General features: G+C 61.5%; 17 protein-coding genes and 1 pseudogene. 14 read left to right on the top strand and 4 right to left on the bottom strand.

Annotated features, from left to right (window positions below):
* Window positions 1-35: 35 nt before the first annotated feature.
* From IEX85_RS00935 to phaR, 3 genes are all read left to right on the top strand, one after another.
* Entirely contained in the window at window positions 36-1,202 is a 1,167-nt protein-coding gene (locus IEX85_RS00935) for an MFS transporter (RefSeq protein ID WP_188857417.1), read from the top strand.
* Window positions 1,203-1,263: 61 nt separating this feature from the next.
* Window positions 1,264-1,539 carry a DUF6489 family protein gene (locus tag IEX85_RS00940; protein ID WP_188857419.1) on the top strand — a complete coding sequence of 92 codons (276 nt, stop codon included), beginning with the start codon at window positions 1,264-1,266 and terminating at the stop codon, window positions 1,537-1,539.
* 55 nt (window positions 1,540-1,594) lie between these two features.
* Window positions 1,595-2,095, top strand: coding sequence for a polyhydroxyalkanoate synthesis repressor PhaR (phaR, locus tag IEX85_RS00945; RefSeq protein ID WP_188857420.1), 501 nt, complete (start codon window positions 1,595-1,597; stop codon window positions 2,093-2,095).
* Window positions 2,096-2,205: 110 nt separating this feature from the next.
* On the opposite strand, the gene phaC is transcribed toward phaR, so the two are convergent.
* From phaC to IEX85_RS00965, 4 genes are all read right to left on the bottom strand, one after another.
* Window positions 2,206-3,273: a class III poly(R)-hydroxyalkanoic acid synthase subunit PhaC gene (gene phaC / locus IEX85_RS00950; protein ID WP_188857422.1), complete on the bottom strand. Its 1,068-nt coding sequence runs from the start codon at window positions 3,271-3,273 to the stop codon at window positions 2,206-2,208.
* Entirely contained in the window at window positions 3,270-4,268 is a 999-nt protein-coding gene (locus tag IEX85_RS00955; RefSeq protein WP_188857423.1) for a poly(R)-hydroxyalkanoic acid synthase subunit PhaE, read from the bottom strand. Before IEX85_RS00955 ends, phaC begins: the two co-directional genes overlap by 4 nt.
* A 136-nt stretch (window positions 4,269-4,404) precedes the next feature.
* Window positions 4,405-5,277, bottom strand: coding sequence for a LysR family transcriptional regulator (locus IEX85_RS00960; protein ID WP_188857425.1), 873 nt, complete (start codon window positions 5,275-5,277; stop codon window positions 4,405-4,407).
* Between the two features lie 227 nt (window positions 5,278-5,504).
* Window positions 5,505-5,780, bottom strand: coding sequence for a hypothetical protein (locus tag IEX85_RS00965; RefSeq protein ID WP_188857427.1), 276 nt, complete (start codon window positions 5,778-5,780; stop codon window positions 5,505-5,507).
* Window positions 5,781-6,156: 376 nt separating this feature from the next.
* Between IEX85_RS00965 and IEX85_RS00970 the strand changes: the two genes are divergently transcribed.
* The 11 genes and pseudogenes from IEX85_RS00970 (at window position 6,157) to IEX85_RS01020 (ending at window position 17,127) form a co-directional block, all read left to right on the top strand.
* On the top strand, window positions 6,157-7,476 hold the full coding sequence (locus IEX85_RS00970) for a permease (RefSeq protein ID WP_188857428.1): 1,320 nt from the start codon (window positions 6,157-6,159) through the stop codon (window positions 7,474-7,476).
* Between the two features lie 34 nt (window positions 7,477-7,510).
* Entirely contained in the window at window positions 7,511-7,741 is a 231-nt protein-coding gene (locus IEX85_RS00975) for a thioredoxin family protein (RefSeq protein WP_188857430.1), read from the top strand.
* 124 nt (window positions 7,742-7,865) lie between these two features.
* Window positions 7,866-8,225, top strand: coding sequence for a nuclear transport factor 2 family protein (locus IEX85_RS00980; RefSeq protein WP_188857431.1), 360 nt, complete (start codon window positions 7,866-7,868; stop codon window positions 8,223-8,225).
* Window positions 8,226-8,644: 419 nt separating this feature from the next.
* A complete protein-coding gene (locus IEX85_RS00985) occupies window positions 8,645-8,842 on the top strand; it encodes a hypothetical protein (protein ID WP_188857433.1) in 198 nt (65 codons plus the stop codon).
* A gap of 94 nt (window positions 8,843-8,936) precedes the next feature.
* Complete coding sequence (locus tag IEX85_RS00990) at window positions 8,937-9,872, top strand: LysR family transcriptional regulator (RefSeq protein WP_188857434.1); 936 nt, start codon at window positions 8,937-8,939, stop codon at window positions 9,870-9,872.
* 129 nt (window positions 9,873-10,001) lie between these two features.
* Window positions 10,002-11,456 (top strand): FAD-dependent tricarballylate dehydrogenase TcuA, encoded by a 1,455-nt coding sequence (gene tcuA, locus IEX85_RS00995; RefSeq protein ID WP_188857436.1) that lies wholly within the window; start codon window positions 10,002-10,004, stop codon window positions 11,454-11,456.
* Window positions 11,443-12,597, top strand: a complete 1,155-nt coding sequence (gene tcuB / locus IEX85_RS01000) for a tricarballylate utilization 4Fe-4S protein TcuB (protein ID WP_188857441.1) — start codon at window positions 11,443-11,445, stop codon at window positions 12,595-12,597. The genes tcuA and tcuB overlap by 14 nt, the downstream gene beginning before the upstream one ends.
* Window positions 12,598-12,696: 99 nt before the next feature.
* The gene (locus IEX85_RS01005) at window positions 12,697-13,689 is read left to right on the top strand and encodes a Bug family tripartite tricarboxylate transporter substrate binding protein (protein WP_188857443.1); all 993 of its coding nucleotides are present in this window, start codon (window positions 12,697-12,699) and stop codon (window positions 13,687-13,689) included.
* Window positions 13,686-14,129, top strand: coding sequence for a tripartite tricarboxylate transporter TctB family protein (locus IEX85_RS01010; protein ID WP_188857444.1), 444 nt, complete (start codon window positions 13,686-13,688; stop codon window positions 14,127-14,129). The genes IEX85_RS01005 and IEX85_RS01010 overlap by 4 nt, the downstream gene beginning before the upstream one ends.
* Window positions 14,129-15,643 (top strand): tripartite tricarboxylate transporter permease, encoded by a 1,515-nt coding sequence (locus tag IEX85_RS01015; protein ID WP_188857446.1) that lies wholly within the window; start codon window positions 14,129-14,131, stop codon window positions 15,641-15,643. The genes IEX85_RS01010 and IEX85_RS01015 overlap by 1 nt, the downstream gene beginning before the upstream one ends.
* A gap of 481 nt (window positions 15,644-16,124) precedes the next feature.
* Window positions 16,125-17,127: pseudogene (locus IEX85_RS01020) on the top strand (IS5 family transposase).
* Window positions 17,128-17,174 lie beyond the last annotated feature (47 nt).

Below are 17,174 nucleotides of genomic sequence, written 5' to 3' on the forward strand. Positions count from 1 at the left end.
CGCTCGTTTTTCCTGCCTCCGGGGCATTCTGAGCGATGCCGGACAAGATCCCCTATATCCGCCTGTCGGGTTTCTACCTGTTCTATTTCGCGCTGCTCGGCGCCATCGTGCCGTTCTGGCCGCTGTATCTGAAAAGTTTCGAGTTCGATGCCCGCACCATCGGCGTGCTGATGGCGATATTTCAGGCGTCTAGGATCGTGGCGCCCAATCTCTGGGGCTGGATTGCCGATCGCACCGGGCGTCGTATCGAAATTGTGCGTTTTGGCAGCGGCATGACGGCGCTGGTGTTTCTGGGTATCTTTCAGGCCGACTCGGCCATCGGCATTGGCTGGGTGATGCTGGGTTTCTCCTTCTTCTGGAATGCGGTGCTGCCGCAGTTCGAAGTCATAACCTTGCGTCAGCTCGGCACACGTCACACGCGTTACAGTCAGGTGCGGGTCTGGGGATCGGTGGGCTTCATCGCCGTGGTACTGGGTCTTGGCTGGCTGCTGGACATCACCGGAATCGATGCGCTGCCCTGGGTGATGCTGTTGCTGATGCTGCTGATCTGGTTCAACAGCTGCCTCGTGGGTCAGCCGCCGGCTCGCGCGGATGCCCCGCAGGGCGGTGACGGCTTTCTCGCCACGCTTGTCCGGCCGCAGGTGCTGGCCTTTTACGCCGTCTGCTTTCTTGTGCAGTTCGGACACGGACCCTACTACACCTTTTACAGCCTGCTGATGGAGTCGCTCGGTTACAGCCGCGGCGAGATCGGTCTGCTGTGGTCGCTGGGGGTCGTAGCCGAGGTCGTGATCTTCCTGTACATGCACCGGCTGGTGGCGCGGTTCGGGCTGCGCCGTCTGATGCTGGCCAGCCTGTGGCTCTGTGTGCTGCGCTGGAGCCTGATTGCCTGGCTGCCCGGGGTGGTGCCGCTGATGCTGCTGGCGCAGGTGCTGCATGCTGCGACTTTCGGCGTGCTGCACGCCACCGGCATTGCGCTGGTGCAGCAATATTTCGACGATCGCAGTCACGGGCGCGGCCAGGCGCTGTTTTCGAGTCTGGGCTTCGGCGCCGGGGGCGCATGCGGCGCTCTGGTCTCGGGGCTGCTGTGGGAGTCAGGCGGTGCGGGGGGCACTTTCACGGTGGCGGCGATGGCAAGCGCTGTCGCGATCATGCTGACAACACTGTGGATTTATCCGGAAAAAGCGCAGCAAAAAGCACGATAGGTTTATATTGCACTGCCGTTATACTATAGTTTCCGCTTAGGTAGATGGAGCGGAGCTGGAAATGAACTTCAAGATCGATATCGAGATGACGCCGGAGGAATTTCGGCGCGCCCTGGGGCTGCCGGATGTCGCCAGTCTGCAGGACGAGATGCTCGCCAAGGTTCGCGAGCGGATGCTGGCGGGGGTTGAGGGTTATGACCCGATGGCGCTGTTCAAGCAGCAGCTGACCGGCGGCATGGGCTCGCTCGACAGCCTGCAGCAAATGATGATGGCGATGTTGTCCAGCTACCAGGGTAGTCAGAGCGGGAGCAAGGCAAAGGGTACCGACAAGAAGTAACCCGGCCCCCGTTTCATTGTGAAGGACAAGTGGAAGCAACCAGAGAGTAAGCGTCTTGCGAATTTTACGAAAATATACCAACCGCCGGCTGTATGACACGTCTAAAAGTTGCTACGTCACCCTCGAGGACGTCAAGCAGTTGGTACTCAGCGGCGAGCCGTTTCAGGTGCAGGACTCGAAGACAGGGAACGACCTGACGCGCAACATCCTGCTGCAGATTATCGCCGAGCAGGAAGCCGAAGGGCACGGTACCCTGCTCACCAATCAGGTGCTGCAGCAGCTGATTCGTTTTTACGGCGACAGCATGCAGGGCATGATGAGCCAGTATATCGAACAGAGCGTCGGCGCCTTTCTCGAGCATCAGGAGCGGATTCGCGAACAGATGCAGAACGTCATTGGCGCGACTAACCCGCTGACGGTGATGAACCGGCTGGCCGACCAGAACATGGCGATGTGGAACCTCTTCAGCCCCGGGCGCAAGAAGCCGGGAACCGAAGCGGAGCCCGAGCAGGAAGCCCCGGCCAGTGCCGAGAAGGAATCCGAAAGCAAGAAATGAGTATCGCCGCCGTTGGCTCGGGGCAGGGTGCCTGGTGAGCCTTCGGCCGCTGTCCTCGATCAAGCCGCAGTACGAAAAAGCCCCGATCCCGGGGCTTTTTCGTTTTCTGCTCAGGCGTCGCGGGCGATCAGCCAGTCGGCTATCTTCGGGGGCACCAGTGCCTGCGAACGGCCGGAAACGAAAACGCCGATATGGCCCGCCGGCACCGACAGCTCCTCGTAGTCGGAGGAGCTGGTGAGGCCCGCGAGGGCTTTGGAGGCCGACGGCGGCACCAGGTGATCCTGTTCGCCGTAGACGTTGAGTATGGGGTGGTTGATGCGATGCAGTTCGACCGCCTGGCCGCCGATGGTCATTTCGCTCTTCATCAGCTTGTTCTGCTGGAAACAGTCCTTCACGAATTGACGGAAAGCCTCCCCCGCCTGGTCCGGGCTGTCGTAGATCCATTTCTCCATACGCAGAAAACTCAGGGCGCTTTCGCGGTCCTTGAGCAGGTTCGGCATCGCCAGGTTCTTCTGGATGCCGAGTCGCATCGGCATCAGCGAATTGTAGGAGTCGTTGAGCATTTCGCCCGGAATGTTGCCGTAGGTATCGACCGCGAGGTCTGCATCCACCTGGCGCGCCAGGTGACTGAGCAGGTTGTCGGGTGTCTGGAAGTCCACCGGCGTCACCAGCGTGATCAGGTTGCGCACTTTCTCGGGATGCAGGGCGCTGTAGCACAGACTGAAGGTGCCACCCTGGCAGATGCCCAGCAGGTTGATGCGATCCTGTCCACTGTGGGCCCGGACCTGTTCGACGCAGTTGTCGAGGTAGCCGTTGATGTAGTCGTCGAGGTCGAGGCAGCGGTCGGCGGCGTCGGGATAGCCCCAGTCGATCAGGTAGATATCCAGGCCCAGCCCGAGAAGGCGCCGAACCAGCGAGCGGTCCGGTTCCAGGTCGACCACGTAGGGCCTGTTCACCAGTGCATAGCAGATCAGCAGCGGCGTGCGGCAGCGCTTGGGCGTGTCGCTCTGATAGCGCACCAGCTTGAGCTTGTCCTCGCGATACAGGGTTTCCGTGGGCGTCTGGCCTACGTCGATCTCGTCGATGTTCAGCAGCGTACTGTAGCTGCTGGCGACCTTGCGATTGAATTCCGTCAGCTCGCCGATCACGCCGGAGACGGTGAAATTCATTCCTTTCATTGCCGGGACTTCCCGGCGCCGCTCTCGACGGCGGCCTGGCGGACTTCAGCGCGCAGCGCGTCGAATTCGGCACGCAGGGCCTCGAACTCGGACAGCGGCACCGAGGCGCCGAGCTGCGCCCGCGTCTGCTGCAGCTCCCGTTGCAGCTGCTTGACCTGCTTGCGCAGCTGATGCTGTCGCTCGAGCGCGGTATTGAGACCCTCGCGTGTGGCAAGCCCGACTGCCTCGAAATAAAAGTCACGGACATCCTGCAGAAACTTGCGCAGTTTCATCAGCGCGTTCGAGACCTGACCGTGGGCCGTCTGGTACTCGCTGGTGAAGGCGGCTTCGGCGTAGGCGGCTTCGTAGCAGTCGACCCAAAGCGCGTGAAGCTCGCCGACGCTGTCTAGGTCGTTGTCGCTATCGCGCAGCGCCTGCAGCAGTCGCTTGCCGGCCAGCTGGTTGATCGAGCCGTACTGTGCGGTATAGCGGTGCAGGGCTTCCTGATAATCGAGCAGCAGCTTCAAGGCGTCGCGGGCCTGTTGCTGCAGCTGGCGGTTGCTGCCGAAGGCCGGGGTATCCAGCAGGCTTTTCAGGCCGCTGACGAAGGGGTTTTCGAACAGCGGGTCATCGGCAAAGCTGTGGCTCTTGAACAGCGCGGCGAAATGCTGCGGCAGTTGCCACTGCTGCAGCATCGCGGACGTGGTGTGTTGCTGCAGGTAAGCCACCAGCTGTTCCACGGTTTCTTCCAGTGCGGGCGACGCGGCGGAGGTCTTCAGAGCCGTGAGTATCTGTTCGCCGAAGCGGTTGAAGAGGCCCGCGTTGCTTGCCAGCAGCGCGGCCAGTCTGGCGTTCTGCTCCGGCACGTCCCGGAAGGCCGAGGCCTGATACTCGCTGAGCAGGCGTTGCCAGGTCGAAGGCGCATCGCCAGCCTCTTCACCGGCCGCCAGCTGCGACCAGTAGGCTTGCTGCTGCTTCAGCCAGGCCTCCATCTGCTTTTGAATATCGTCGCTCAAAACCCCAGTATCCTTGTGTTTACCCAATCGGTACTCAAATACCGTTCATATTGTCGGGACTCATGCCCGACGTTTTTCCGCACAGCCTCAATCATGCCGCCATTTTATTACACTGGCGGCAGCCGGTTAAGGACCCTTAGCGGCTTTGCTCCTGCAGCATTTCGACCAGATGACGGGCGGCATTCGAAAGGGTGCGGTTGCGATGGTAGATGTATCCGAGCTGGCGCACAATCGGCGCGGATCCTATTTCGAGAATCTGCAGACGGTCGTCGATCAGCGTCTCCGGCAGCAGGCTCCAGCCCAGTCCGATGCTGACCATCATGCGGACCGTGTCCATGTAGTTGGTGGTCATGCCAACGTGAAGCGGCAGCCCGGTCTGGGCGAACTGGGTCTCCACGATCTGCCGGGTGAACGTGGAGGCACCGGGCAGTATGGCCGCGAAATGGGTGAGCTCTTCCAGATCCGGCGCACGGCGCCCGGCCAGGGGATGGTCGCGGGAGACAACGTATCGCAGCGGGTCCTGCCATACCGTTTCCTGGCAGATGGAGGCCGGGGGGTTGGGCGCCAGCGTAATCAGCGCCAGTTCCAGTTCGCCCCGGATGATGCCGTCGAAGGCGCGTTCCGATTCGTCGAAGCGCAGCTCCAGGGATACGTCCGGAAAACGCTGACTGTAGGCCCGCAGTATCGGCGGCAGGCGGTGCAGGCTGATATGGTGGCTGGCGGCCAGCTTCAGAGGCCCCCGAACCTCGCCGGAAAGGTTGCCGATCAGCCGCCTCGCATCGTCCAGTTCCAGCAATATCCTGCGTGCCCGCGGCAGCAGTGCATGCCCCGCCTCGGTGAGGCTGACGGTACGACCGATGCGGTCGAACAGCCGCGTGGCGAGCTGCTCCTCCAGCAGTGATACCCGTTTGCTCACCGCAGACTGGGTCAGACAGAGCGCGGTGGCCGCCTGAGAGAAGGAGCCGGTTTCGGCAACCGTGACGAATGCGTGCAGGTTATGGGTTTCCACTTGAGTCCCGAAGGTCAGCTGGCGCGTGCGATAAATACGGCGATGGCAGTCAGCGGATCATAACATACAGGGGGGAGGACCGGCTTACCGGCAGCTTGATGCCGGAGACGCGGGTACCGGTGCAGGCATTCGTTATTGCGGTTTCCGGCACAGCGCCCGGGGCGCCGCGCAGACCCAAACAGGCGAAGAAGCGCAAGTAGGAGGATGGCTGAAACGGCGCCTGGTATTCAGGATCCGAGGCTGCTGAGGTAATCCCTGAGTGTCTGCTCGTCAGCGGCCTTGACGGTCATGCCATTGGGACCGGAGCCGATATCGGTGTACTGCCTGGCTGGTGCTCCGCTCTCCTGAAATGCCCTGAGTTCGGCGGAGTTTTCACGGAATACCCAGAGGCGGCCGTCCTCGACTTCGGTGACGAAGCCCGGCTTGTCGTAGTCGCCGGCGAATGCCGGAATGGTGGACAGAGTGCCGAGCGCGAGGGCGGTGGCCAGGCTCAGTTGTTTCATCGTTCAACTCCTGCTTCGGTGCGTTTGCGCAGGAATCTAAAAGACAATGATGTCAAACGTATTACCGGCATGGCCTGCCGGCAGGACGGTAACGCCGCCCGACGGAACGCCGCCCGGACCCAAACAGGCGAAGAAGCGCAGTCGTAGGATGGGTGGAGTCGCGCCGGCCCCCTGCATCCGGATAGCGCCGGGCTTGTCGCGACGTAACCCATCACCAACAGCATTCGGCAACGCAGATAGATTTTCAACACCCTGCTAAGCTACCAGGGAGCCTGCCGGTAGGCCGCTGCTATCGTATATCGCGGCTCTTGCCGACAATGACGCCAGGGGCAGGTATCGTCCGGCACCGGTCCGGTAGCAGAGGAGGCGACCCGGGATGTATCTGAAACTGCGCGAGCTGTATGCCGGCAATCCCCGTGAAGCCAACCTGCTGTTCCTGATGCTGGCAGTTTTTCTTGCTGTCTATTTCGTGCCGGCGGGCACTGCCCGTTTCGACAACGCGGTGCTGGAAGCGGTAAGGCTGACCAACTGGTATGCCCGCGAGCACGTAGTTCTCTGCCTGTTGCCGGCATTCCTGATCGCCGGCGCCATGTCGACCTACATCAGCCAGGGATCGGTGATGCGCTACCTGGGACCCGAGGCGTCCAAGCCCGTGGCCTTCGGCGTCGCTTCGGTCTCGGGTACCCTGCTGGCGGTCTGTTCCTGCACGGTATTGCCGCTGTTCGGCGGCATCTACCGGCGCGGCGCAGGTCTCGGCGCGGCGATCGCCTTTCTGTATTCGGGCCCCGCCATCAACGTCATGGCGGTCGTCGTGACCGCCAAGGTGCTCGGTGCGGAAATCGGCATCGCCCGCGCACTGGGCGCCATCGGTTTCGCGCTGGTGATCGCAACGCTCATGCACTGGCTGTATCGCCGCGAAGAGTCCGAACGCAGCGCCGGCAGCACGCGCGGCTTTGGCGGTGAGGAAGCGGAACAGCCGCTGGGAGTGACGGTGACGTTCTTCGCGCTGATGGTCGGCATACTGGTATTCGCCAACTGGGCGGCGGCCGACAGCGCCGCCTGGATGCGCATCTACCAGTGGAAATGGCAGATCACCGCACTGTTGGGTACGGGGTTTGCGGCCCTGCTGATCTGGCGCTGGGGATGGCCGCCGGCGCAGCTCGCCTGGGTTGCCCTTGCGGTGGTCGTGTCGGCGTTGTTGCTGCCGGCTGTTCCCGAGCTGCCGTTCGCTCTGGCCATTGCCGGCGTCATGCTGATCGCGGTGCAGCGCGAGCGTGATCGGGAATGGGCGCAGCAGAGCTGGGATTTCGCCAAGCAGATCCTGCCGCTGCTGATCGGTGGTGTCTTCATCGCCGGCTTCGCGCTCGGGCGTCCGGGTCACGAAGGCATTATCCCGTCCGGGTGGGTCGCCGCGGCGGTCGGCGACAACAGTCTGACCTCGACCGTTATCGCCTCGGTGCTGGGGGCGCTGATGTATTTCTCCACCCTGACCGAGGTGCCGATCGTCGAAGCCCTGATGGGGGCGGGCATGGGCAAGGGGCCTGCTCTGGCGCTGCTACTGGCGGGCCCGGCGCTGTCGCTGCCCAACATGCTGGTGATTCGTACAATCCTGGGCACCGAGAAGACGCTGGTGTACTGCGTGCTGGTGGTCATCATGGCGACGATCACCGGATTCATCTACGGTAATCTGTGGTAATGGGATTTTCCGTGCAAGCGACGAGGATGCAGCGATGAAGTTCACGATCTACGGCAGCGGCTGTGCCAAATGCAAACAGCTCAGCGACAACGCCGAACAGGCAGCCAGATCCCGGGGCATCGACTTCGAGGTCGAGAAGATCACCGATACCAACGCCATCATCGACGCCGGCATCCTGCGCACTCCGGCTTTGGCGATCGACGGTGAGGTCATGCTCGAAGGCAAGGTCGCTACCACCGACGAGATCGATCAGCTGCTGAGCTGAGCCGAAAATACCGGGCGTCTTTTGCCGGGTGGCATAGACGCTGCCGGTTCAATAACGCGGCTTCGATCAGGCCCGTTGAGCATCTGGAAATGCGATTGACCCAACTGACAGAGAGGGCAGAGCGATGAAATTGGCTGATATCGTACAGCGAGGCTGGGATGCCCTGGGCGCGGGGGAATTCGATACCCTGGTGGCCGACTACGTCGACGACATGACGCTCGTCATGCCGGGGCAGACCGACGTGCTAGAGGGGCGTGAAGGGTTCCGCGCGGCGCTCGATGGTCTTGCCGGGATTCTTCCGCCGGGCTTCGAAATCACCGGACTGCGGCAGATCGAAGGGGAAAACGAAGTGATGTCGGTCGTGGAGTGGCGCTCCGACAAGATCGCCGGCTCCCAGTTGTCCGTCCTGTTCCGGTTCAGAGGCGACAAGATTTACGAGGAGCGCTGGTTTGTCGATACCGAGCAATGGAAGAGCGGATTCTGAGTGCGGGTAACAGGCGGGTTTGACTGGTTGCGGGTAAAGTAAACCAGGCCGCCTGGAAAGCCTCGGTGAGACGACCGGTGAGAGGAGGGTCTTTAGAAACCTCGGAAGCCAGGTCGTTGCCGGTGCTGCTTAATTCTGAAGCCCCGAAGCTCTGTTTCAGCGAAACAGAGTCGTTTCAAATCACACGATTACGCGGGTTTTACTGTGCTTTGTTAACCTTTTATGTCCGATTAATTGCTGAGCTACAGTGGTTTCAGAAAAATCGGCAATGCTCTCCTTGTTTGCTTTTCTGGGTCTGTTGTCGACCCAAAGCGGTCATTGATGCGTCAGCTAATAGGTATACTGTCCCCAGAATTCCTCGGAATCCCGACGATGCCCGTCGTTTTCTCGACTTTCTGCTGTCGGACGAGGGGCAGCAGGTGCTGGCCGACGAGGCCAGCCTCTATCCGGTGCGCGGCGACATCGTCGGCGAAACCGGCGCAAGCCGGCTCCGGATCAACTTCAACAGCCCGTTGCGACCGATTCCTCTGGGCGTGCCGCTCCTGGTGCAGACCGACGAGATGAAGCGGGAGCTGATACTGGACGAGTGGCGCCGCGCTTTCGGTGCAGCCAATTGATGCTCGGCGCGCTACGGTAGGGCCTTACGCAGCCGTCGCTTGAAAGCTACGGAGTTTGGATTGAACAGAAAAGGATGGAGCGGCCGGGACGAATATGGAACTGCGGCAGTTGCGATATTTTCTCAAGGTGATCGAGTGCGGCAGCCTGGGCAAGGCTGCCCTCGAGTTGGGCATCGGCACCTCGGCGCTAAGTCAGCAGATCGGCAAACTGGAAAACGAACTTGCCGTGCGACTGCTCAGCAGGACAAGTACCGGTGCTGTACCGACCAGCGCGGGTCTGGCTTTCATGCATCACGCCAGGCTGACGCTACGGCAGGCCGAGCAGGCGGTAGTGGCCGCTCAGAAGGGGCGTATGAGTGGGCATGTCAGTGTCGGGCTGGCACCGACCACGGCCAGCGTGCTGGCGCAACCGCTGATCAGTGCCATGCGCGAACGCTATCCCGATATTCAGTTGCACCTGGTGGAAACCCTGTCCGGCCACCTGGCCGCGATGTTGAATGCCCGGCAGCTTGACCTGGCGGTGCTGTTTCAGTCCGATGCCGCCCGCCGCTGGAGCGTTATGCCGCTGCTCGACGAGAAGCTGTTTGTCATAGCCTCCCCGAACCTGGCAGGGGCACCGGCTGCCTCTTCGATTTATCTGGCGGAACTTGCGGATCTCGCACTGATCATGCCCAGCGCTCAACATGGGCTGAGAGCCAGCCTGATGGCGTCGTTCGAGCGCAGCGGGGCGAGTCCCAATGTGGTCATGGAGATTGACGGTCTTGCAGTGTTGATGGAGGCGGTGCGCGCTGGCCATGGTGCAACGATCCAGCCCGGTGCAGCTACGGCTCGTGTCGATGACGCAGCGCTGCGAATTGCGCAGATTGCAGACGAGCATGTGGGGCGTCGAAACCTCCTGGTCAGCCTGTCGGATGACGAGTTATTCCCCAGTGCACTGGCGGCCCGCGTCGTAATTGCAGATGTCGCCCGTGAACTGGTACGTGCCGGGCGCTGGCCCGGTGCCCGCCTGATCGGCGATGTCTCTCGCTGAGATTCAAAGTATTTATTTTTTCTAAACACCTCTCTGGTGCAGCCTCCTGTCGGCTGCCGGTTGCCCTTCGCTAAAGTCTCCCTGCGTTCAGAGGCTGTCTTACGGACCTCTGCACCCAGAGGAGACAACATGATCGACGTACTTGTAATAGGCGGCGGTAACGCCGCTCTCTGCGCCGCCCTGATGGCGCGCGAAGCCGGCGCCAGCGTGATGCTGCTCGAGGCATCGCCGCGGCAGTGGCGTGGCGGCAATTCGCAGCACACCCGCAACCTGCGCTGCATGCATGAGGGGCCACAGGATGTGCTGGTGGATGCCTATCCGGAAGAGGAGTTCTGGCAGGACCTGCTCAAGGTCACCGGCGGCGCGACTGATGAAAAGCTGGCCCGGTTGGTGATTCGGGCATCGTCCAAATGCCGCGGCTGGATGCGCAAGCATGGCGTCCGCTTTCAGCCACCCTTGTCCGGGGCCCTGCATGTGGCGCGCACCAATGCCTTCTTCATGGGCGGGGGCAAGGCCCTGATCAATGCCTACTACCGCAGCGCCGAGCAGCTGGGTATCCAGATTCGCTATGACAGCCCGGTTGAGGCTATCGAACTGCACGACGGCCGTTTCGTCGCCGCACGGGTTCCGGCGCGGGATCTTGACGGTGGCCGGCGTCCGGCAGAGCGGATCGAAGCTAGAAGCTGCGTGCTGGCGGCGGGGGGCTTCGAGTCGAATCGTGATTGGCTGCGCGACGCCTGGGGACAGAACGAACGCGGCGAATGGGCCGCGGACAACTTCCTGATCCGTGGCACCAGGTTCAATACCGGCGTGCTGCTGCGGGACCTGCTCGAGCAGGGCGCCGATGCCATCGGCGATCCGACCCAGGCCCATATGGTGGCGATCGATGCGCGGGCGCCGCTCTATGATGGCGGTATCTGCACCCGTATCGACTGCGTGTCCCTCGGGGTGGTCGTCAACCGCGACGGTGAGCGCTTCTACGACGAAGGCGAGGACTTCTGGCCCAAGCGCTATGCCATCTGGGGGCGGCTCGTGGCCGGACAGCCCGGGCAGATCGGTTATTCGATCATCGACAGCAAGGCCGTCGGCCACTTCATGCCGCCGGTGTTTCCGGGCGAGCAAGCGCACAGTCTCGACGAACTTGCGCGCAAGCTGGGGTTGCCCGAGGCGTCATTCGTGCAGGCGATTCAAGCCTACAACGCTGCCTGCCGCCTGGGTACCTTCGATCACACCGTACTTGACGACTGCCACACCGAAGGGCTGGTGCCGGCGAAAACCCACTGGGCGCGACCGATCGATACCCCACCGTACTTCGGCTATGCGTTGCGCCCCGGCGTGACCTTCACCTACCTGGGGCTGAAAACCGATGACACCGCGGCGGTGCGCTTCGGTGGCAAGCCCAGCCCGAACCTGTTCGTCGCCGGCGAGATGATGGCCGGCAACGTGTTGGGCCAGGGCTATACCGCCGGCGTCGGCATGTCGATCGGTACGGCCTTCGGCCGCATTGCCGGTGTCCAGGCCGCGGCAGCCAGCCGCGGTGCCCATTCCAGCCACAACAGAGGTAAACACCATGCCATCAGCTGATGTCCCCATTCAGGCGGAGAAGGCCCGGGCGGTCGAGACCGTCGACCTGATCCCGCTGCTCAACGAGGATGAAGCCGAAGTCGCGCGGCAGATGCAGATCTGCAACGCCTGCCGCTATTGCGAGGGCTTCTGCGCGGTGTTTCCCGCCATGACCCGGCGGCTCGAGTTCGGCAAGGCCGATATCCACTATCTCGCCAACCTCTGCCACAACTGCGGTGCCTGTCTGCATTCCTGCCAATATGCGCCGCCCCACGAGTTCGGGGTGAACGTACCCCAGGCAATGGCGAAGGTCCGGCTCAACACCTATGGCGACTATGCCTGGCCGGCCGCCTTCGGCAGGCTGTACAAGCGCAATGGCGTCACGCTGTCGGTGGCGACGGCGGCGGCCCTGTCGCTGTTTCTGCTGCTGACCATCGCCATGCAGGGCGAGTTGTTCCCGCAGGGGTTGAACGGCAATTTCTACGCGCTGTTTCCGCACAATACCCTGGCACTGATGTTCGGCGCGGTATTCGGCTTTTCGCTGTTGTCGCTCGGGATCGGCGTACGACGTTTCTGGAACAATCTCTCGCCGGGTAGCAGCGAAGGCCGGGCAAAGCCGGCAGCCGCTCTCGAAGCCGGTGGGGCCGTGCTGACGCTGAAATATCTGGACGGCGGCCATGGCGAAGGCTGTACCAACGAAGGCGACAAATTCACGCTTTGGCGGCGGCGTTTCCATCACTTCACCTTTTACGGTTTCATGCTCTGTTTCGCCGCCACCGCGGTGGCCACCCTGTATCACTACCTGCTCGATCTGCCGGCCCCCTATCCGGTCACCAGCCTGCCGGTGCTGCTGGGTATCGCCGGTGGCATCGGGCTGCTGATCGGCCCGGCGGGGCTGCTGGCATTGAACCTGCGTCGTCACCCGGATCACGGCGATGCCAGGCAGCGCCCAATGGACAGGGCCTTCATCGTGCTGCTGTTTCTGGTCAGTCTCAGCGGGCTGGTGCTGCTTGCACTGCGTGACACCTCTTGGCTGGCACTGACGCTGGCCATCCATCTGGGACTGGTGATGGCGTTTTTCCTGACCATGCCCTACGGCAAGTTTGCCCATGGCATCTACCGTGCGGCGGCATTGTTCAAATCGTCGCTGGAAAGTCGGTGACTGGCATTCGCTCCCGGTGCGATTTCGTGCGGCGTCCCTCAGGGTGTCTCCCTGGAATATGAAAAAACAATATAAAACAAATAAATAAGGTGATTGAAAATGCGTGTGAAAACCTCCCTGGCGCTGGTAGCCACCTGTGCCTCTCTGGGTTTCCTGTCCGAGCGGGTCGTCGCGCAAGCGCCGGTATCCGGCAAGGTCGACTGTATTGCGCCGGCAGGCCCGGGAGGTGGCTGGGACTTCACCTGTCGCAGCATAGGCCGCTTGCTGGACCGTTATTCCGATAACGAGATCGTCGTGCAGACCATCAATATGCCCGGGGCGGGCGGCGGTGTCGGCTATGCCCACCTGATCACCAAGCGAGCGGCGGACCCCAAGGTGATTGCCGCCGCCAGTACCGCCACCACGGCACGGTTGGCGCAGAACCAGTTTCCGGGCATGACCGCCGACATGGTGCGCTGGGTCGGTGCCATCGGAGCGGATCCGGGCGTGATCGCGGTGGCAAAGGACTCCGGGATCGGCTCCCTGGATGATCTGATTGCCAGGCTGAAATCGGATCCGGCGTCGGTCACCTTTGCCGGGGCGAGCGCCATTGGCGGCTGGGATCATCTGAAGATCCTCATGGTCGCACACGCGGCTGGCATCCAGAACCTTAACCAGATCAAGTACTTGTCCTACAACAACGGTGGTGCAGCCGTGACCCAGGTCGTCGGCGGTCATATCGATGTGCTGGTGGGTGTCGCCTCGTCGTCGAAGGGCTTTATCGAATCCGGCGACCTACGGGCGCTGGCGGTGCTCGGAAACGAGCGCCTGACGCCGCCGCTCGACCAGATCCCGACGTCGTTGGAACAGGGGCTCGAGGTCGAGGCCAGCAACTGGCGCGGCTTCTATATGTCGAAGGACGTCTCCGATGCCGAGTACGGCTGGTGGGTCGATACCCTGGAAAAGGCCAGCCACACCGAGGCGTGGCAGCAGGTTATGCGCCAGAGTGGACTGGAACCTTTCAGCGTATTCGGCACGGACTTCGACCGCTTCGTCAAGAGGCAGGTCGACACCCTGAATACGATTTCCCGTGACATCGGGCTGATCAAATGAAGGCGACAGACCGCGTTCTGGGAATTCTGCTGCTCGTCCTGGCCGTCGCGTACGGTTGGGGGGCGACGCAGTTTCCGGTTCCATTCGCCGGTCCCGAATCCGTAGGTCCTTCGACCTTTCCCAAGGCGTTGGCGGTGATCATGGGGCTGTGCAGTCTCTATCTCGTCGTCAAACCCGATGAAAGCCAGCCTTGGGGTGGTCTGCGGGTGCTGGGGGAACTGGGGCTGGCGCTGACGATACTGGCAGCCTATATCCTGCTGCTTGAGCCGTTCGGCTTCATTCCCGCAACGACGCTGGCCGTCGGGGCGCTGTGCTGGCGGATGGGTGTCAGGCCTCTGAAAGCCTGCATGACGGGGCTGCTGAGCGGTACCTCGGTGTTCTTGCTGTTCACCTTCGGTTTAGAGCTGGCACTGCCCACCGGAATTCTGGAGCTACATTGATGGAAGTCCTGCACTACCTTCTGGAAGGTTTCGGCACCGCGCTGGCGCCCGAAAACCTGATGTATGCGCTGATCGGCTGCTTTCTCGGCACCCTGATCGGCGCGCTGCCGGGGCTTGGACCGGCGAATGGTGTCGCTATCATGATACCGCTGGCGTTTACGCTGGGGTTGCGGCCAGAAACGGCCTTGATCATGCTGACGTCCGTTTATGCCGGTGCCATGTATGGGGGCCGGATATCGTCGATCCTGCTGAACATTCCCGGCGACGAGCCGGCCATGATGACCTGCCTCGATGGCTATCCGATGGCGCGAAAGGGCAAGGCTGCCGAGGCGCTGGCACTGTCCGCGCTGGCCTCCTTCATCGGCAGCCTGGTCGCCACCGTCGGGCTGATCCTGCTGGCACCGATACTGGCGCGTTTCGCGCTCAGTTTCGGTCCCGCCGAGTATTTCGCGCTGTTCATTCTCGCCTTCGCGACCCTGGGCGGCGTGACCGGCAAGAATCCGGTCAAGTCGGCGCTCGCCGCGGCAATCGGTCTGGCAATCGCCACCATCGGCATCGACCTGTCGACCGGCACCCAGCGCTATACCTTCGACGTGCTCGAGCTGTTCGAGGGGGTGGACTTCATCGTCGCCATCGTCGGCCTTTTCGCCATCTCGGAACTACTGCTGTTCATCGAGGATCATCATGGTTCGGCGCCGCGCGCCGGCGTGATCGTCAACCGGCTGGCACTGTCCTTTCGCAGCGTGCTGCAGATCCTGCCGACCTCGATCCGCGGCGGCCTGCTGGGCTTCATTGCCGGCGTGCTTCCGGGTGCCGGCGCCTCGTTGGGCAGTTTCGTCAGCTACACGCTGGAGAAGAAGCTCGTCGGAGCCAAGGGCTGTTTCGGCGAGGGCGATCCACGCGGAGTCGCGGCGCCCGAGGCCGGCAACAACGGTGCGGCGTCCGGCGCGCTGGTGCCGATGCTGACCCTCGGTATTCCGGGCAGTGGCACCACCGCCGTGCTGCTGGCCATGCTGGTGTCGTTCAACATCACCCCTGGACCGATGATGTTCACCCAGCATGCCGATATCGTTTGGGGTGTGATCGCGGCCCTGCTGGTGGGCAACATCCTGCTGTTGCTGCTGAACATTCCGCTGGTCGGTATCTTCGTCAAGCTGTTGTCGGTACCGCCACGCTATCTGATGCCGGTGGTGACCATGGTGGCCTTTGTCGGGGTCTATTCGATCAGTCACTCGGCCTTTGATCTGTTCTTCATGGTGGCATTCGGCGTGCTCGGCTATATCTTCCGCAAGGCCGACATACCGCTGGTACCGGTGATTCTCGGTATGCTATTGGGGCCCGAGATGGAGAAAAATCTCAGGCATGTGCTGCAGATTCACGACGGTGATTGGACGATGCTCTGGGACAGCGGGCTGTCGCTCGGCCTCTGGGGCGTTGCCCTCGCGGGTCTGGTGCTGCCTGTACTGCTGGGCGCGCGTCTGCGCCGGCGTATGCGGCCTTCTCTCCAAGACTGACCCTCTGTGCATGTCCGGGCTGGCCTGAAAAGGGCCGGCCCGTTCTCCGGTTCCCCGCCTTTAGGTCCGGGACTCCTGTTACCCTGCTCGGCTTGCGGCTGTGCCTATTACACTGTCCTTAGCGCAAGAACGCCGATTAGTTCCACGAGGCGTCTGCATGATCGGGTGCAGTTTAAGGCGCGGGCTGTTGCTGTTGTGTCTGTTGGCAATGATGCCGGTGCTGATTCTGTGACCAACACACAGCGTTCCCGCTAAAGCGCGATGAACCTTTTTTATTGCTGCAGGGTAAGGGGGTAGGTGTAATGGTGGGAAGATGATAGGGCGAACAGAGACTGTTCGCTCAGGCCAGTTCAGAAATGGGATTGAACGAACTCGGTATTCAGCGTCTCGATCGAGGCGCAGCCCAGATTGGCCAGGGAAGCTGTGATCAAGTCCACGTCATGAGACAATTGTTGCCTCAACTGTATCAAGGAAAGGTCAGATGGATCAGCAGCTCACATTCGCCGACAGTGACTTCAGCAACAAGCGCCGCCAGACGCGAAAGGGAGTGTTCCTTGGCCGGATGGAGAAGCTGGTCCCTTGGGCCAGATTGGAGGCGTTGATCGAGCCGCATTATCCAAAGGCTGGTAATACCCATAGGGCACTTTGGGCGCCGGCCCTATCCGATGGCGACCATGCTCCGGATTCACTGCATGCAACAGTGGTACAACCTCAGTGATCCGGCTATGGAAGATGCACTGTACGAGATTGCCTCCATGCGCCTTTTTGCCGGTCTATCCCTGGACAAGGCCATCCCTGATCACTCCACGATTCTGAAGTTCCGTCACCTGCTAGAGCGGCACGGATTGGCGCGCCAGATCTTCGACGACGCCAGTCAGTGGCTATTCGAAGCGGGTGTACTGCTCAAGGAAGACTCCCTGATCGATGCCACCATTTTCTAGGCTCCCAGTTCAACAAAGAACCGCAGCGGAGCGCGCGACCGCAACGGCGGACCGCCCGAGATGCACCGAACCAAGAAAGGCAACCAATGGCACTTTGGCCTTAAAGCACATATCGGTGTGGATGCGCGTACCGGTATCACGCATAGCTTCACCACTACAGCAGCCGATGAGCATGACCTGAACCAGGCTGAACATCTTCTCCATGGCGATGAAGCGTTCATCTTTGCCGATGCGGGTTATCGGGGTGCCGAAAAGCGGGACGAGTTGAAAGATGTGCGTGCGGATTGGCATATCGCTGAACAGCCAGGGAAGCTGAGGGTCCTGAAAAAGCATCCCCGGATCAACAAGGTCAGGATCCGCACCGAGTATCTGAAGGCCAGCCTCCGCGCGAAGGTCGAGCATCCGTTCCGGATCATCAAGTGTCAGTTCGGCTTCGTGAAAGCCCGTTACCGTGGTTGGTAGAAAAATGACGGTAAACTGGCGATGCTGTTTGCTTTGTCAAACCTCGTGTGCGTGGATCAAATGTTGCGAGCACAGGGTTAATCCGTCTGTACTGCCAGAAAAGGCAGTACACCGATAGAAAAAGCAGC

Origin of the sequence: Marinobacterium nitratireducens (assembly GCF_014645375.1) — a bacterium.
Taxonomy (GTDB): domain Bacteria; phylum Pseudomonadota; class Gammaproteobacteria; order Pseudomonadales; family Balneatricaceae; genus Marinobacterium_A; species Marinobacterium_A nitratireducens.